At 56.5% G+C, this 17,297-nt stretch carries 15 protein-coding genes; 8 read left to right on the top strand and 7 right to left on the bottom strand.

Annotated features, from left to right (window positions below):
- Positions 1-105: 105 nt before the first annotated feature.
- Positions 106-1,026 carry an EamA family transporter gene (locus A6R74_RS11015; RefSeq protein WP_064234540.1) on the bottom strand — a complete coding sequence of 307 codons (921 nt, stop codon included), beginning with the start codon at positions 1,024-1,026 and terminating at the stop codon, positions 106-108.
- 188 nt (positions 1,027-1,214) lie between these two features.
- Here A6R74_RS11015 and A6R74_RS11010 point away from each other — a divergent pair, with 188 nt between their 5' ends.
- Together A6R74_RS11010 and pta are read left to right on the top strand one after the other, a co-directional pair.
- Positions 1,215-2,399 (top strand): acetate/propionate family kinase, encoded by a 1,185-nt coding sequence (locus A6R74_RS11010; protein ID WP_064234539.1) that lies wholly within the window; start codon positions 1,215-1,217, stop codon positions 2,397-2,399.
- Positions 2,396-4,579, top strand: coding sequence for a phosphate acetyltransferase (gene pta / locus A6R74_RS11005; protein ID WP_064234538.1), 2,184 nt, complete (start codon positions 2,396-2,398; stop codon positions 4,577-4,579). Before A6R74_RS11010 ends, pta begins: the two co-directional genes overlap by 4 nt.
- An 85-nt stretch (positions 4,580-4,664) precedes the next feature.
- On the opposite strand, the gene cyoE is transcribed toward pta, so the two are convergent.
- The 6 genes from cyoE to A6R74_RS10975 form a co-directional block, all read right to left on the bottom strand.
- Positions 4,665-5,588 carry a heme o synthase gene (gene cyoE / locus A6R74_RS11000; RefSeq protein WP_064234537.1) on the bottom strand — a complete coding sequence of 308 codons (924 nt, stop codon included), beginning with the start codon at positions 5,586-5,588 and terminating at the stop codon, positions 4,665-4,667.
- Positions 5,546-5,866: a cytochrome o ubiquinol oxidase subunit IV gene (gene cyoD, locus A6R74_RS10995; protein ID WP_064234536.1), complete on the bottom strand. Its 321-nt coding sequence runs from the start codon at positions 5,864-5,866 to the stop codon at positions 5,546-5,548. The genes cyoE and cyoD overlap by 43 nt, the downstream gene beginning before the upstream one ends.
- A 1-nt stretch (position 5,867) precedes the next feature.
- On the bottom strand, positions 5,868-6,479 hold the full coding sequence (gene cyoC / locus A6R74_RS10990) for a cytochrome o ubiquinol oxidase subunit III (protein WP_064234535.1): 612 nt from the start codon (positions 6,477-6,479) through the stop codon (positions 5,868-5,870).
- Positions 6,479-8,491 (bottom strand): cytochrome o ubiquinol oxidase subunit I, encoded by a 2,013-nt coding sequence (gene cyoB / locus A6R74_RS10985; RefSeq protein WP_064234534.1) that lies wholly within the window; start codon positions 8,489-8,491, stop codon positions 6,479-6,481. The genes cyoC and cyoB overlap by 1 nt, the downstream gene beginning before the upstream one ends.
- Positions 8,492-8,494: 3 nt before the next feature.
- Complete coding sequence (cyoA, locus tag A6R74_RS10980; protein ID WP_064234533.1) at positions 8,495-9,520, bottom strand: ubiquinol oxidase subunit II; 1,026 nt, start codon at positions 9,518-9,520, stop codon at positions 8,495-8,497.
- Positions 9,521-9,797: 277 nt separating this feature from the next.
- A complete protein-coding gene (locus A6R74_RS10975; RefSeq protein ID WP_064234532.1) occupies positions 9,798-10,559 on the bottom strand; it encodes a DeoR/GlpR family DNA-binding transcription regulator in 762 nt (253 codons plus the stop codon).
- 305 nt (positions 10,560-10,864) lie between these two features.
- Between A6R74_RS10975 and A6R74_RS10970 the strand changes: the two genes are divergently transcribed.
- From A6R74_RS10970 to deoD, 6 genes are all read left to right on the top strand, one after another.
- Entirely contained in the window at positions 10,865-11,728 is an 864-nt protein-coding gene (locus tag A6R74_RS10970) for an outer membrane protein OmpK (RefSeq protein ID WP_082906651.1), read from the top strand.
- Positions 11,729-11,781: 53 nt separating this feature from the next.
- Positions 11,782-13,065 (top strand): NupC/NupG family nucleoside CNT transporter, encoded by a 1,284-nt coding sequence (locus A6R74_RS10965; protein WP_064234530.1) that lies wholly within the window; start codon positions 11,782-11,784, stop codon positions 13,063-13,065.
- 85 nt (positions 13,066-13,150) lie between these two features.
- Positions 13,151-13,945 carry a deoxyribose-phosphate aldolase gene (gene deoC / locus A6R74_RS10960; protein WP_064234529.1) on the top strand — a complete coding sequence of 265 codons (795 nt, stop codon included), beginning with the start codon at positions 13,151-13,153 and terminating at the stop codon, positions 13,943-13,945.
- Entirely contained in the window at positions 13,945-15,300 is a 1,356-nt protein-coding gene (gene deoA / locus A6R74_RS10955) for a thymidine phosphorylase (RefSeq protein ID WP_064234528.1), read from the top strand. The genes deoC and deoA overlap by 1 nt, the downstream gene beginning before the upstream one ends.
- Positions 15,297-16,541 (top strand): phosphopentomutase, encoded by a 1,245-nt coding sequence (locus A6R74_RS10950; RefSeq protein ID WP_064234527.1) that lies wholly within the window; start codon positions 15,297-15,299, stop codon positions 16,539-16,541. Before deoA ends, A6R74_RS10950 begins: the two co-directional genes overlap by 4 nt.
- 29 nt (positions 16,542-16,570) lie before the next feature.
- Entirely contained in the window at positions 16,571-17,296 is a 726-nt protein-coding gene (deoD, locus tag A6R74_RS10945) for a purine-nucleoside phosphorylase (protein WP_064234526.1), read from the top strand.
- Position 17,297: the final 1 nt, after the last annotated feature.

Below are 17,297 nucleotides of genomic sequence, written 5' to 3'. Positions count from 1 at the left end.
TACATCTTTGTATTGTGATCCATCGCTATGAAGAACGCAAATATTTACCGCCCCTAGTTTAATGCCCCCTTAGTTTAACGCCCCCTTAGTTTGCCACCACTTATCTTACCGCCCTTTAGATAAGCTCAGCACGATAATGCCGCCGACTACTACGGCGCCGCCAACTAGCTGCCCTGGACTAAGCATTTGCCCCAGCACGAAATAACCCAATACCAGGGAGGCCACCGGCTCGATATTCATCACCGGCGCATTGCGCGCCATATCAAGTCGCGGCACAAAAATAAACAGCGTCGAAAACGCTGAACCATATAGCAGCCCGAGCAGCGTCAGACCCAACCAGCCAGTACTGTTGTCCGGTAAGCTCATCCCCCCTGGCACCACACCCGCGATGCCACCGATGATCATGACGATAAACACCGTTTGCATGGTCAAAAGGCTGCGCAGCGTGCTGCCCACTCCGGCTAGGCGGTGCTCGGTAACCCACAGCGCACAGGCAAATACGAAAGCCGCCATTAAGCCAAAACCAATCCCCGCGATCCAGCCTGGCCCCATACCATCAGCACTGGCAATCCATGAAGGGATGTCCAGCACTACCAGCAAGCCGATCAGAATAGTGCCCATAATCAAACAGCTACGCAGCGTCGGCCGTGGGCCGCCCAGCGCCCAACTGAGCAGCGCCAGTTGAATAGGGAAGGTATTGACCAATAGCAGCGCAATCACCACCGGTAACCTTGCCACTGCCGAGTAGAGGCTAACGCTTTGGATCGCGATCAGTAGACCTACGGTGAGTTGCCACGGCCAGGAACCCGCGGGCAGCCACAGCCGCTTGCGTTGAACAATGACAAGCGCCAGCAGAATCAGGCAGGCAACCCCGGAGCGGGTTAATACCGCCAGCAATAACCCGGTACCGTTATCAAACGCCAACCGTGCGGAGACGTGATTGGCGGCGAACATGGTGGCCACGGTCATCATTAACACAATGGCTAAATGGCGCGGCAGTAGTTTTGGCAGAGAAGGCGCTGACATAAGAACGAAACGGCTCGTTGTAGTGATGAAGGTGTAAGATGGGTGGCGGTTGTGCAGGTCGCAATAGCCCAGCATGCCTAGCTTTTACATAGAAGGCTAACGAAATTCAGGCACTGCTTTTCCGCAATGCAGCATGTTATACTAAAGTCTATCCCTTTGCTCACTAACCTCCTAGCGAAAAGGTTTTTATGAACGCTCCGGTGCTGGTAATTAACTGCGGTTCCTCCTCTATTAAATACGCGTTGATTGACTCAGATCCTCAGGCACCGCGACTTGAAGGCATCGCTGAACGCCTGAGTAGCGATGAAGCACGTCTAAAGGGTAAAAACAGTGCCGGTGAACGTTTTACTCAGCCACTACCGGGAGCCGACCATACCCAGGCACTTAACGCCATTCTTGAGTGCATGGAAGGCCGGTTACCGGCGGCGGTAGGCCATCGCATCGTGCACGGTGGAGAGCACTTTACCCAAGCCGCGTTAATCGACGATAGCGTTATCACAGCGATCGAAACCACCGCAGCGCTCGCCCCCCTCCACAACCCAGCGAACTTAGCGGGTATTGCAGCGACCCAAAACGTCTTCCCGGAGCTCCCGCAAGTGGCTGTTTTTGATACAGCTTTCCATCAAACCATGCCACCGCGTGCTTATCGTTACGCGCTGCCTGAAACCCTCTACGCCGAACACGGTATTCGTCGCTATGGCTTTCATGGCACCAGCCACGCTTACGTTAGCCAGCGGGCGGGCGAACTAAGTAGCCGTGGCACAGGTGGTTGGCTAACCGCCCACTTGGGCAATGGCTGCTCGACCAGCGCGGTGTGGAACAATCAAAGCCAGGATACCAGCATGGGCCTGACCCCGTTGGAAGGCTTGGTGATGGGTACCCGCAGTGGCGATGTTGACCCAGGCCTGCACGCCCACCTGCATCGCCAACTGGGCTGGTCGTTAGACAAAATCGACGACGTACTCAATAAACAGAGTGGCCTGCTGGGGCTTTCAGGCTTAACCAACGACATGCGCGAAATTGAAGAGGCAGCCGAACAAGGGCACGCCACCGCACAGTTAGCCATGGAGGTGTTCTGTTACCGTATCGCCAAGTCGTTAGCGGCGCTCTCTTGCGCTCTACCCCAGTTAGACGGGGTTATTTTCACCGGTGGGATCGGCGAAAACTCGCCCATCGTGCGCCGCAATGTGTTGTCACTGATGCCCCACTTCGGCTTTGCGTTGGATAACGATGCTAATGAAGCCACCATTCGCGGCAAAGAGGGCAAGCTGGATAGCGCTGACCATCAAGGCCCTCAGGTGTGGGTGATCCCTACCGACGAAGAGGGCCGCATTGCCATGGAAACCCGCCACTGCTTAGAGGCCCGTGTATGACACCCCACCCCGACCAGCCACAAGCCATTCTATTAGTGCCTACCAGCCAGGGCGCCGGGCTTACCTCCGCCTGCCTGGGGTTAATTCAAGCGCTGGATACCATCGGCCTGAAAGCCGGCTTTTTAAAGCCGTTTATGCAGAACGAACTCAACGGCCCAGGTCTGGACCGCTCCACCGCGTTAGTTTCGCGGGCGCTTAACCAGCGCCCGCCTTCGCCGATTTCCCAAGCGCGCATGGAACGCTTGCTGCGCGACGACCAAACCGATGAGCTGATGGAAAACGCCGTTGAGCTCTATGAGCAGGTTGTCCAGCAGGCCCACCGCGATGGCAGCACCCTCGACCTTGTCGTGGTAGAAGGCGTAGTGCCCACCCAGCACACTACCTACGCGACCCAAACTAACGCCCAACTCGCCAACGCACTGAATGCGCGGATTATTCTTGTCGGCACCGGTGATTTAAACGAGCCCCAGGCCTTAGCCGAGCAGTTGGATATGCATGCCCGTAGTTTTGGGGGAGTTAGCTCCAGCCGCACCCTGGGCGGCATTTTGATGCGCATGAAGAACCTGCCCTACGCTCAGGAAGATGATCTTTCTGCCGCACCGGGCACCTTCAAACCGCAGTTGGAAGAGTCGGTGCTCACTGAGCTACGCCAATACTCCCCAGCCCTGGCGACCGATAAGTTTCACCTGATCGGCGTGGTGCCTTACAGTAAAACACTCAGTGCGCCGCGCACCCTGGATGTGGCGCGGGCGCTCAATGCCAAGCTGCTGAACGAAGGCGAGGCGTCCAGCCGCCGAGTGCTTTCTACCAGCCTTTGCGCCCGCAGCGCTGCCAACGCGCTGCATATTTTCACCCCAGGGAGCCTGGTAGTGGCTTCCGGCGACCGCGACGATGTAGTGCTGGCCTCGGCATTGGCCACCATGAACGGCATTCAATTAGCGGGCGTACTGCTGACCAACGGCTTTATGCCTAACGACAATATGATTGAGATGTGTCGCCCCGCGCTCAAAACCGGCCTGCCTGTTTTGGCGGTAGAGACTGACAGCCTGACCACCGCCCAGCACCTCAGCCAGTTAAGCAGCGAAATCCCCATGGACGACTTCGAGCGCGCCGAGCAGGTGGCGCGTTACGTTGCGGCCCATATGGATCTTGAATGGCTGAAAGCCCACCTAAGCAGCGGTTATACCCGTCGGCTGTCACCTTCGGCGTTTCGCCACCAGTTGGTTAAACTCGCCCAGTTGGCTAAAAAACGCGTGGTGCTGCCGGAAGGCGATGAGCCGCGCACCGTTGAAGCGGCGATTATCTGCCAGCGCCGTGGCATAGCCGACTGCGTACTGTTGGGTAAACGCGATGATATCGAAAATGTAGCGCGAAACCGCGGGCTGACGCTGCCTAAAGCGCTGACGATTATCGATCCCGAAAGCAGCCGCGCACGCTATATCGGCCCCATGGTCGAGCGTCGCCGTGGCAAGCTCAACGAACTCACCGCCGAAGCCCAGCTACAAGATAACGTGGTGCTCGGCACCATGATGCTGCAGCTGGATGAAGTCGACGGACTTGTCTCCGGGGCGGTGCACACCACCGCCAACACCGTGCGGCCCGCGTTCCAGTTGATCAAGACCGCACCGGAATACAGCCAGGTATCGTCGATCTTCTTTATGCTGTTGCCCGAACAAGTGGTGGTCTACGGTGACTGCGCGGTAAATCCCGACCCGGACGCCGAAACCCTGGCCGAAATCGCCCTGCAAAGCGCCCGCTCCGCGGAAGCCTTTGGCATTGAGCCGCGGGTCGCCATGATCAGCTACTCCACCGGCGACTCCGGCACCGGTGCCGATGTGGATAAAGTCCGCGAAGCCACCCGGATTGCTAAACAGCGCGCCCCGCACTTAGCCATTGACGGCCCGCTCCAATACGATGCTGCCGCCATTGAGAGCGTAGGCATGCAGAAAGCGCCCGATTCTCCGGTTGCCGGTAAGGCGACAGTGTTTATTTTTCCCGACCTCAACACCGGCAATACCACCTACAAAGCGGTGCAGCGCAGCGCCCGCGTGGTCAGCGTCGGCCCGATGCTGCAGGGGTTGAACAAGCCGGTCAATGATCTTTCCCGCGGCGCGCTGGTAGACGACATCGTTTACACCATCGCCCTCACCGCCATCCAGGCTAGCCAGCGGGAAGAGTAAACAATCGGTTTCACGACCCAAAAAAACGCCCCGAGCAGTTACCTGCTCGGGGCGTTTTGTTTGACTGCTTAACAGCGTGAGGGGGCTAAACCCACATCGGCACCATTGACTCCAACACCATGACTAAGCTCATCGCAGTGATGGTCAGAATGGAAACGCCAAACACTTTCTTGGCCCAGCGCACATCGTCCTCTAAACGGTAGCCGCGCAGCGCCAAGTAGAGCCAGTAGCCGCCCATGGTCAGCGCCACGCACAGATACCCCGCACCCGCCTGGCTGGCTAACCCCAGCGCCAGCGAAGCGGGAATAAACGCCACGATGTAGCCAAGAATATGATGCTTGGCCATTTTCACCCCGCGCACTACCGGCAGCACCGGAATCGACGCGCGGCGGTAATCGGCATAGCGGAAGATCGCAATCGCGTAGGAGTGCGGCATCTGCCACAGGCAGAAAATCACCAGCAGCATAATCGCACCGCTGTCGAACTGCCCGGTCACTGCACAGTAGCCCACCACCGGCGGCATGGCCCCGGAGAGGCTGCCTACCAAGGTGCCGTACTCCGAGCGGCGCTTCATATAAAGGCTATAGAGCCCCACATACACGCCCCAGCCAATCACCGCCAAGGCAACGGTTAGCCCATTGGTGCCCAGCGCCAAGCACACCACCCCCGACACACCCAGCAGCGCCGAAACGCCCAGTGCCTGAGTAATAGAGATGCTGCCTCTTACCAGGGGGCGATGGCGCGTACGCGCCATCAATGCATCAATATCGCGGTCGATGACGTTGTTACACGCACAGCCTGACGCGATGATTAACGCAATCCCCACCATGACCGAGACAAAGCTGAGCCACTCGAACTGGCCCTGGGCGGCGAGAAAGTAGCCGCCCAGGGTGGCAATCAAGTTGCCGCCGATTATGCCCGGCTTGGTCAGCTCAAGCAGATCCCGCCAGCGGCTGGGCGCTGAGATTAGCCGATCATCATGTTGAGATGCAGATGCTGCATGATCCACAGCGAGCCTCCTACCACTAAGACGAGAACCGTCAGTGTGAAGACGAAGGACATCAGATTCCAGCCTTCGTCGGCTTTGGTACTCATATGCATAAACATGACCAGTTGCACCAATATCTGCAACACTGCGGTCACGGCTATCACAATCACGCTAGCCAGTACGCTAAAAGCGCCACTCATTACTACCGCAAAAGGGATAATGGTCAGTATCAGCGACAATACCAGTCCTGTCACATACGACTTAACGCTGCCATGGGCATTGGTTGAACTTGCACTCATCTCACAACACTCCCATCAGATAGACGAATGAGAAGACACAGATCCAGACAATATCAAGGAAGTGCCAGAACAGGCTTAGGCACAAAATCCTCGGCCGGGTCATATCGTTCAACCCTTTGGTCGACAGCTGTACCAGCATCACCAGAATCCAGATCATGCCGAACGTAACGTGCAACCCGTGAGTACCTACCAGGGTAAAGAAGGCCGACAAAAAGCCGCTCCGATCCGGGCCAAACCCTTCATGGATCAGATGCTGGAACTCATAGATTTCCATCCCCAGGAAGCACAAGCCCAGCAGAAAGGTAATGATCAGCCATACTTTCACCTGACCAACACGGTTGGCATGCATTGCCAAAACGCCCATGCCGAAGGTAAAGCTACTGATCAGCAGTGCAAAGGTACCGAAAAGAATCAACGGTAATTCAAAAATATCAGCGCCGGTTGGCCCACCTGCCGTGCCTCTCATCAGCACGGCGTAAGTGGCGAACAGTGATCCGAAGATCACCAAATCGCTCATTAAGTAGACCCAAAAACCAAACAGCTTCGTGCCCGAGGCATCATGATGCTCGTGGGGCTCAGCCGTTGCGCCGTGTTGTAACGTATCGGTTGCCATTACGCTTGCGCCTCCACGCCTAGTTGTTGTTCACGTTCGAGTTGTTGCTCACGTTTAAGTTGATGCTCACGTTCGATGCGCTCAACTTCAGCAGCGGGAACGTAGTAGTCGATGTCGTCGTTGAACACCCGTGCCATAAAGCTCACAAAAACACCCACGGCGCCGACGCCGGCTAACCACCAGATATGCCATACCAGCGCAAAGCCGATAACCAGCGCAAAGAAGCTGATAACGGGCCCGGCCACGGTATTACGCGGCATATGAATATCGGTATAGGGGGCTGCTTCAAGCTGCTCTTCGCTACGCTGTTTTTGCGACCAGAAGCTGTCGATATCGCCCACTTCCGGCAAACGTGCAAAGTTGTAGAACGGTGCAGGAGAAGAGGTCGACCACTCCAGGGTGCGGCCATGCCAAGGGTCACCGGTGACATCGGCGTTCTGTTTGCGATCGCGAATACTCACCCAGAACTGAATGATGGTGCAGACAATGCCCAGCATAATGATCACTGCGCCTACCCAGGCCAGAATCATCCACGGCTGCCATTCAGTGTTGGCGTAAGACTGCATGCGGCGTACAGCACCAAAGAAGGCCAGCACGTAGAGCGGCATAAAGGCGACGTAGAAGCCGATAAACCAGCACCAGAAGGAGCGCTTGCCCCACTTCTCGTCCAGCGTGAAGCCAAACGCTTTGGGGAACCAGTAGGTGAGACCCGCCATCATGCCGAACACCACGCCGCCGATAATGACGTTGTGGAAGTGAGCAATAACGAACAGGCTGTTATGCAGCACAAAGTTGGCCGCAGGCACCGCCAGCATAACGCCGGTCATACCGCCTAAAGTAAAGGTGATAATAAAGCCCAGCGTCCAGAGCACCGGTGACGTCAGTTCCAGGCTGCCGCGGTACATGGTAAACAGCCAGTTGAACACTTTCACCCCGGTAGGAATGGCGATGATCATCGTCATAATGCCGAAGAAGGCGTTGACGTTGGCGCCCGCCCCCATGGTGAAAAAGTGGTGCAACCAAACGACAAACGAAAGCAAGGTGATCGAAATGGTCGCCCACACCATGGTGGCGTAGCCAAATAGCCGCTTACGGGCAAAGGTCGCAATCACTTCAGAGAATACGCCGAAGGCAGGCAGAATCAGGATATAAACTTCCGGGTGGCCCCAGGCCCAGATGAGATTGACGTACATCATCATGTTGCCGCCAAAATCATTGGTAAAGAAGTGCATACCTAAATAGCGGTCCAGCGTTAACAGTGCGATGGTCGCGGTCAAAATCGGGAAGGAAGCGATGATCAGCACGTTGGCGCACAGCGAGGTCCAGGTGAAGATCGGCATGCGGAACATCGTCATGCCTTTGGTGCGCATTTTAATGATGGTCACAAAGAAGTTAATACCGGTGAGCGTGGTGCCTATACCGGATATCTGCAACGCCCATATCCAGTAATCGACCCCCACCCCGGGACTAAACTCTATCCCCGATAACGGCGCGTAAGCGAGCCAGCCGGTAGCTGCGAATTCGCCCACTACCAGCGAAATATTGACCAGTATCGCGGAGACCGCAAACAGCCAAAAACTTAAGTTATTCAGGAAAGGGAAGGCAACGTCGCGGGCACCAATTTGCAGCGGCACCACCAGATTCATAAGACCGATGACCATGGGCATGGCGACAAAGAAGATCATGATCACGCCGTGGGCGGTAAAGATCTGATCGTAGTGGTGAGGCGGCAAATAGCCCGCTGCATCCCCGGCGGCCATCGCCAACTGGGTACGCATCATAATCGCATCCGAGAAGCCACGCAGCAGCATGACCAGGGCGACAATGAAGTACATGATACCGAGCTTTTTATGGTCGACGGAGGTAAACCACTCGTTCCATAGCCAGCCCCATTTGCGGTAATAGGTAATCAAACCAAACAGCGCGATCCCACCAATGGCCATAAAGGCCGCGACGACCATGATGATCGGCTCGTGGTAGGGAATTGACTCTAACGTGAGTTTTCCAAACACGGCTTAACCTCCCACTTCTACGCTAGAGGAATGGCTGCGCATGGCATTATCCTGACTAGCATGGTTGTTAGTGACATGACCTGATTCGGCCGCGTGATCGGCAGCGTTTTCATTTTCGCCATCGTAGGAGTCAGCATGATCGCCGCTCATCTGATGTTCGCCGCCCATACCGTGCTCACCGCCGGTATGGAAGCTTTTCAGGATGCTTTCATATAGCGATGGCGAGATGGCTGAGAAGTACTCCACCGGATTCGATTCGCTGGGTTCTGCCAACGCTTCATACCCTTCGGGGTAGGTCAGCGTTTGCGGGGCACCGCGTACCGTTTCAACCCAGGCGTCAAAATCGGCGTCGTTGGTCACCTTGGCCTCAAACGTCATGCCAGAGAAGCCCGCGCCACTGTAGTTAGTGGAACGACCCGGGTAGCTGCCAATTTCATCGGCAATGAGATGGACATCGTTATCCATACCCGCCATGGCATAAATCTGACTGCCAAGATGGGGGATAAAGAAGGCGTTCATCACGGAGCCGGAACTGACCCGAAAGCGCACTGGCGTATCTACTGGGAAGGCCACTTCGTTAACGCTGGCAATGCCCTGCTCGGGGTAGATGAACAGCCACTTCCAATCCAGCGCCACCGCCTGTATTTCAATTGGTGCCACATCGCTTTCCAGCGGCTTGTGCGGGTCAAGGCTATGGGAGGTCTTCCAGGTCAACAGGGCGAGCACGGCGATAATCGCACAAGGCACGATCCACACCACTGCTTCAATCACGTTGGAGTGCGCCCAATCAGGCGTGTATTTAGCCAAGCTATTACTACGCCGATAACGCCAGCCAAACAGCAGCGTCATGACAATCACAGGAATAACTACAATCAACATTAGGCCAAAGGCGGTCAGAATCAGCGTGCGCTGCTCAGCGCCAATCTGCCCTTTTGGGTCTAGCAGCGCTGAACTACAGCCCGCTAGAAACAGACACAGCGCAAGTAGCACTAGCGTGCCTCGCCTGCGCCAAAGTGAGCGTCGTTGCATGGTGTGATCTCGTCAGAGGTTGTTTAAAACACTAGCTAGCCATGCTGTCCAGCTACATAGCAGGCTAACTACCACCCCATACTCTTCCCAAAACATGCTCTGAAGGACGCTCTCGAAAACGCTCTAAAACGTATTCAAGGTCAGTGCACACGTGGCGCCAGGCGCCATTGCTCCGGGAAAAATATGCGCCGCCGAGTGGGAGTTGGCGACGAGCCTCGCTGGCTGAAGCACTAAAGACTTAAGCAGCTAAGACTAAAGTATTTTCTATTGATCGAGATCATGAAAGAAGTGGCGCATTGCCGCACCCAAGGTATTGACTGCTATGAGCACCCTCTCCATCGGTGACCACCACATCAAAATCATCCAGGGCGGCGAAATAGGCCGGGCGAACTACGCCGAACTTACTGGCATCTACTACTAACAGGCGCTGCATAGCGGTGGCAATGGCCGCTTGTTTTGGCGCCACTTCGTGAAAGTGGAAACAGCTAACGCCCCGCTCTAAATCCACCCCTGCAGCGGAGATCAGCGCTTTGTTAATGCCTAACCGCTCAATGGAGGCAGCCATATTATCGCTTCCAAACGACTGCGAGGCGGCATAAAACAGCCCGCCGAGTAGCACTAAGCGTACGTTGGGGAGTGCGGCGACGGCATTGGCGACGTTAAGCGCATAAGTCACGACCGTCAGCTCATTAAAATGGCTTAATTGGCTCAATAGCGGCATCAACGTTGAGCCGCAGTCAATAAACAGCGTGTCCCCCTCTTCAATAAAAGCGAGTGCCCGCTGGCACAGCCGATACTTGGCCTGGTAATGGCTAGCCTGCTGCTCAGTTAAGTCATAAATAGGCGTAACGCCGGGGTAATTCGCCATCACTAGACGCCCTCCCAGCAGGCTAATGGCGCTGACCTGCGTGGTTAGATCGCGGCGGATGGTCATTTCGGAAACATCGCACAGCTCTGCGGCATCGCGCAGATGAAGAGTACCGCCACTGGCAAGCGCTTCCTGAAGTTTGGCAAGGCGCTGAGCGCTACGGCCATTCATGGTGGGCATCTCCTGGCAAACCCCTCTTGTTGTGATTTTCGCAGCGGGAGTATCGGTGTTGCGTCACTTTCTATGCTGAGCGAGCTGCGGCGTAATTTCCACTGCTACGGCGGCTCTTGACGCTATTAAGTGCCACAGTGAGAGCCATATGACATTTAAATAGCGTTGATGTGACAGTACTTGCAAATCAACGTTAGAAAAATAACACTAAATGTTATAATTTTAACATTAACGCCAGCCCGCACAATTACAACCCACGGATAGCCACACCCAAATGGCTCCGCGATAACCTTGTTGAGGCTCCTATGACAGTTCGTACACACGCTCACTCTTCTTCTTGCTCCTCGTCTGTTGTCGCGCTTGGCGCTGGCGTAGTGGGTGTAATAGCGGCAACGATCGCTACGCCGCTAATGGCAGATGAGGCAGCTCAGCCGCATCCCCTTGATCGGCTGTGGTCATTCGCTAACGTCTCGGTTAATTACCTGGACTGGTCGAACGGCACCGAAGCGCGCACCGCATCTAACGCCGCTAAAGGCGATTTTACGTTTGTTGAAATCGAAGGCGGCGCTGGCTTTAGCTGGGGCGAGTTTTATGGCTTCTTTGATTTCGAGAACCCTACCAACGACCAGTTTGATGAATCAAGCGGCGGCAAGGACAACTTCCGCACCGCGGGTAAAGTGACCTCGCATATTTACCTGGGTGATAGCCCGCTATCGATTTACGCCCACCTGTATGACTTCCGCGATTATGGTTATAACAGCCGCGAGCAGGATCAGATTCTGGGCCTGGGCTACCGCACGACGTTCGATAACGGCCTGTGGTTTAAACCGTTTATTGGTGCGGCGCGGGTGCAAAGTAACAGCTATACCGGCATGAACGGCTATATGGCTGGCTGGGTCGCGGGTTATGATTTCACTGCGCTCAACCAGAACTTCAGCGTCACCAACTGGCACGAGCAAACCTTTGGCCGTGACGATGAGTATCTGGAACAGAACTACGTGGGCGATACAGCGGGCAGTGTAGGCACCAACGGTGCACTGAGCCTGTGGTGGCACCCCAGCGACTTGATCACTACCGGCATTCAGTATCGCTACTCTGAGAATAAGTTGGGCACTCCCAACGACTATCAGAATGCGATGATCTACTCCGTCAAGCTCAACTTACTCTAATCGCGAGCTAACGATAAAAACGTTACTTACGCGCTGACGCGAAGGATCTCCCTATGACACTCCTTATGAGCTTGGTGGGTATGGTCACTCTGGTGGCCATTGCCCTGATCTTCTCCTACGACCGTAAGTCGATTCGGCTACGCACCGTTCTGGGTGCCTTTGCTATCCAAGCGGGCATTGGTGCTTTTGTACTTTATGTGCCGTTTGGTCAAGCGGTGCTGCAGGCCATCTCCTCCGGCGTTAGCCAAATATTGGTGTATGCCAACGACGGAATCGGCTTTCTGTTCGGCGGCTTAGCCGATGTGGATAACGTCGGCTTTGTATTCGCCATCAAAGTACTGCCGGTCATTATCTTCTTCTCCTCGCTCATCGCCGTGCTCTACTACATCGGCATTATGCAGTGGGTTATTCGCATCCTGGGTGGTGCCCTGCAGAAAGCCCTGGGTACCTCGCGGACTGAATCACTCTCTGCCACGGCGAATATTTTCGTCGGCCAAACCGAAGCGCCGCTGGTGGTGCGTCCGTTTATTGCCCGCATGACGCCTTCGCAGCTGTTTGCCGTTATGTGTGGTGGTTTGGCCTCGGTCGCTGGTTCGGTATTGGCAGGTTACGCTGCACTGGGCATTCCCATGGAGTACCTGGTAGCGGCCTCCTTTATGGCAGCACCCGGCGGCTTGCTATTTGCCAAACTGATCATGCCGGAAACCCAAGACGTTACCGACAGCGACAGCGTTTCCAAAGTGGAAGAAGAGATTGAAGCCCAGGAAGACAAGCCTGCCAACGTACTCGATGCCGCGGCATCCGGCGCCACCTCCGGCTTAATGCTCGCCGCCAACGTGGGCGCCATGCTGCTGGCATTCATCGCCCTAATCGCACTGGTAAACGGCATTTTAGGCGGCATTGGCGGCTGGGTGGGCTTTGACTCGCTGAGCCTGGAGCTGATCCTGGGCTGGCTGTTTGCCCCGCTGGCCTTCCTCTTGGGTGTACCTTGGGAAGAGGCTACTCTGGCTGGCTCCTTCATCGGCCAAAAATTAGTGGTCAACGAATTTGTCGCCTATATCAACCTTGCGCCCTACATTGATGGGGAACAGGTGGTGGCTGCGACGGGTCAAATGATGACACCGCACACCATGGCGATCCTCTCTTTTGCGCTGTGTGGCTTTGCCAATCTCTCCTCCATTGCGATTCTGCTTGGCGGCTTGGGCAGCATCGCCCCAACTCGTCGCAAAGAGATTGCCCGTTTTGGCGTCAAAGCCGTGTTGGCCGGTACACTGTCCAACTTGATGTCGGCCTCGATTGCTGGCTTCTTCATCGCCTTAAGTAACGCCACTGCTTAACGCAGCGGGTTTTACTGAAGGCGGCGGGCGCTGCGGTTTTATCCGCAGTGCCCGTTTTTATCTTTTACTGATTTGTGAGAATTCCATGACTGCGACTGCTTCCCCCCATATCGTCCAAGCCGCCCGCCAAGCGCTTACCCTCATGGATATGACGAGCCTGAACGACAGCGACACTGACAGCACCATTGAAGCGCTCTGCCAGCAGGTAAAAACGCCTTTCGGCAATCCAGCCGCCGTCTGCGTCTACCCGCAGTTTATTGTTACAGCACAACGCGCGCTAACCGCCCATAAACTCGATAACCAAGTTAAAATTGCCACGGTCACCAACTTCCCCAACGGCGGCGATGACATTATGGCCGCCGCCCGGGAAACCCGCGACGCAGTTGCCTCCGGCGCTCATGAAGTCGACGTAGTGTTCCCCTATCGCGCGCTGATGGCGGGCGATGAAGAGACTGGCCTTGAGCTAGTCGAAATGTGCAAAGCCGCCTGCGCGGGCCAAGCGCTGCTCAAAGTGATCATTGAGTCCGGCGAGCTGAAAGAGCCTGCGTTAATCAAACGCGCCAGCGAACTCGCCATTGAAGGCGGCGCTGATTTTATTAAAACGTCGACCGGTAAAGTGGCCGTCAACGCCACCCTGGAAGCCGCCGAGATCATGCTCAAGGCGATTAAAGCCAGCGGCCAGGATGTTGGTTTTAAAGCAGCAGGTGGCGTTAAAACCGCCGAAGACGCGGCCGAGTATCTAGCCCTTGCCAACGATATTATGGGCCCAGGCTGGGCGACCCCTGCGCACTTCCGCTTTGGGGCCTCTAGCCTGTTGGGTAATCTGCTGGATACGTTGACTGGCAGCACCAGCGCTGCCGCCACAGACGGAGGTTACTAATGTCTGCCAACGCAACGAAACACACCCTGCTCCCCCAGGAGCTGATTCGCCTTAAGCGTGATAACCAGCCGCTGCCCGCGGAAGAGATCAAGGCGTTTGTGCAGGGCATTGCCGATGACCGCATTAGCGACGCCCAGATTGGCGCCTTCACCATGGCGGTGTTTCTTAATGGCATGAGCCGTGAAGAAGTCGTCGCCCTGACCACCGCGACCCGTGATTCAGGCCACGTGATGCAGTGGAGCGATCTGAACCTACCCGGCCCGATCGTCGATAAACACTCCACCGGCGGTGTAGGCGATTTGGTCTCGCTGGTGCTCGGCCCTTGGGTCGCCGCCTGCGGTGCCTTTGTACCGATGATTTCCGGTCGCGGCTTAGGTCACACTGGTGGCACCCTGGATAAGCTCGAATCTATCCCTGGCTACGATCCATATCCTGCCCCGGAGCGTTTCCGCAACGTCGTGAAATCCACCGGCGTGGCAATTATCGGCCAGACCGGCGATCTCGCCCCCGCCGATAAGCGCATCTACGGCGTGCGCGATGTCACCGCCACTGTAGAATCGATCCCGCTGATTACCGCATCTATCCTGGGCAAGAAGCTGGCCTCAGGGCTGGATGCGCTGGTGATGGACGTTAAAGTCGGCAGCGGCGCCTTTATGCCCACCCCGGAAAAATCCCGCGAGCTGGCCAAAAGCATCGCTAACGTCGCGACCCAAGCGGGCACACCCACGACTGCCCTGCTCACCGATATGAGCCAACCGCTGGCCCCCTGCGCCGGTAACGCCGTGGAAATCGTCGAGACGTTGGCGCTACTGCGTGGTGACCGCCCCAACAGCCGCATCATGCAAGTCACCCGCGAACTGGCCGTGGAGATGCTCATCGCTGGCAAGCTCGCAGGCTCTCGCGAAGAAGCGCTAACGAAACTTGAAAAGGCGCTGACCTCTGGCGCAGCGGCTGAAGTATTCGCCCGCATGGTGCGCGAACTGGGTGGCCCCAGCGACTTTATGGAGCGCTCCGAGCACTACCTGGCCAAGGCCGAGGTAATCAAGCCCGTGTACGCTGACCAATCAGGTATCGTGCAACGCATTGATACCCGCGCCGTGGGCATGAGCGTGGTCGAACTGGGCGGTGGCCGCCTGCGCAACGACGCCAGCGTCGATCACAGCGTCGGCTTCACCGACATCGTCGAAATCGGCGATAGCGTCGATAGCCAACGTCCCATCGCCATGGTTCACGCCCGCAGTGACGCCGCCGCCGAGCGCGCCGCGGAACAGCTCCGCGCCGCGTTCACCATTGGCGAAGCGGCGGCCAGCGCCGACACCCTGCTGCAAGACACCTTCCGTGGAGAAGCCTTATGAGCCGCGCGATTGTAATCGTCCTCGATTCATTTGGAATTGGCGCCGCCCCAGATGCCGCGACCTTCGGCGATGAAGGCTCCGATACCCTGGGCCATATCGCCGCCGCCTGCGCCCGTGGCGAAGCGGATACCGCCCACCGTTCAGGCCCGCTCAAGCTACCCAACATGGCCAAGCTGGGGCTGTTTCACGCCCACCGCGATGCCACCGGCAGCGTGGCCGAAGGCGTTACGCTGCCGGAAAGTTTGGAAGGTGCTTACGCCCACGCCAAAGAGATTTCCAGCGGCAAAGACACCCCTTCCGGCCACTGGGAAATAGCCGGTGTACCGGTGCGCTTTGACTGGGGCTACTTTCTGGATAAAACCGACAGCTTCCCCCTTGAGTTGCTCGATGCCATCGTCCAGGAAGCGGATCTAACCGGCGTGATAGGCAACTGCCACGCCTCCGGCACCGAGATTATTGCCCGCTTGGGTGAAGAGCATATCGCCACCGACAAGCCGATTGTTTACACCTCAGCAGATTCAGTGTTTCAGATCGCCGCTCACGAAGAGTATTTCGGACTTGAACGGCTCTATAAGCTGTGCGAAACCGTCCGCGAACTGCTTGAGCCATACAATATTGGCCGCGTGATTGCGCGTCCGTTTATCGGCGAGGACAGCAAAACGTTTGCCCGCACCGGCAATCGTCGCGACTACAGCGTTGAGCCACCGGCACCGACCGTGCTGCAAAAGCTTGATGATGCCGGCGGTGAAGTCGTCTCGATTGGTAAAATCGCCGATATCTACGCCCACTGCGGGATTACCCACAAGGTAAAAGCCAGCGGCCACGATGCATTGATGGACGCTACGCTCAAAGAGATCGAGCGCACCAGCCAACGTGACGAAGGCGAGCGCGCGATGATCATGACCAACTTTGTCGATTTCGACTCGGTTTACGGTCACCGCCGCGACGTACCCGGTTACGCTGCAGCGCTGGAAGACTTTGATGCCAAGCTGCCAGCTTTATTGGCCGCGTTAAGCGAAGACGATCTGCTGATTCTGACCGCCGATCACGGCTGTGACCCCAGCTGGCACGGCACCGAACACACCCGCGAGTACATCCCCATTCTGGTACACGGCCCCGGTTTTACTCCCGGCTCGCTAGGTGAGCGTGGCACCTTTGCCGATATTGGCCAAACCCTCGCCGACTTTTTCCTGCTTCCGGCCATGGCCGATGGCAAAAGCTTTCTTCCCGAAGCCGCTTAAAGGCTAGCGCTGTTTAAAGGAGATATTTGATGGCTACACCGCATATTAATGCTGATATGGGCGATTTCGCCGATACTGTACTGATGCCCGGCGACCCGCTGCGCGCCAAATACATCGCTGACACCTACCTGGAGAACGTGCGCCAGGTCAACGATGTACGCAATATGTTCGGCTACACCGGCACTTATAAAGGCCGCGAGATTTCTGTGATGGGGCACGGCATGGGCATTCCCTCGGTCTCTATCTATGCCAAAGAGCTGATCACCGACTACGGCGTTAAATCGCTGATTCGCGTGGGTTCCTGCGGTGCGGTACGCGACGATGTCAACGTCCGCGATGTGGTCATCGGCATGGGCGCCAGCACCGACTCCAAGGTCAACCGCATGCGCTTTAACGACCACGACTTCGCCGCGATTGCTGATTTTGAACTGACCCAGCACGCCGTCGCTGCCGCCAAAGCCAAAGGCGTGCCGGTAAAGGTCGGCAATATCTTCTCAGCCGACTTGTTCTACAACCCGCAAACCGAGATGGCCGAAATGCTCAAGCGCTACGGCATTGTTGGTGTAGAGATGGAAGCCGCTGGCCTATACGGCGTCGCCGCCGAGTTTGGCGCCCGCGCCATGACCATCTGCACGGTGTCGGATCACATTCTAAAAGGCGACTCGCTCTCCAGCGCTGATCGTCAAACCACCTTTGACGACATGATGCTGATTGCTTTAGACACCGTGTTACGCGACGACGCAGCCCGCGCTTAAG

Source organism: Halomonas sp. ALS9 (genome assembly GCF_001651035.1).
Classification (GTDB): domain Bacteria; phylum Pseudomonadota; class Gammaproteobacteria; order Pseudomonadales; family Halomonadaceae; genus Vreelandella.
This window is presented reverse-complemented; position numbering and strand designations above follow the sequence as displayed.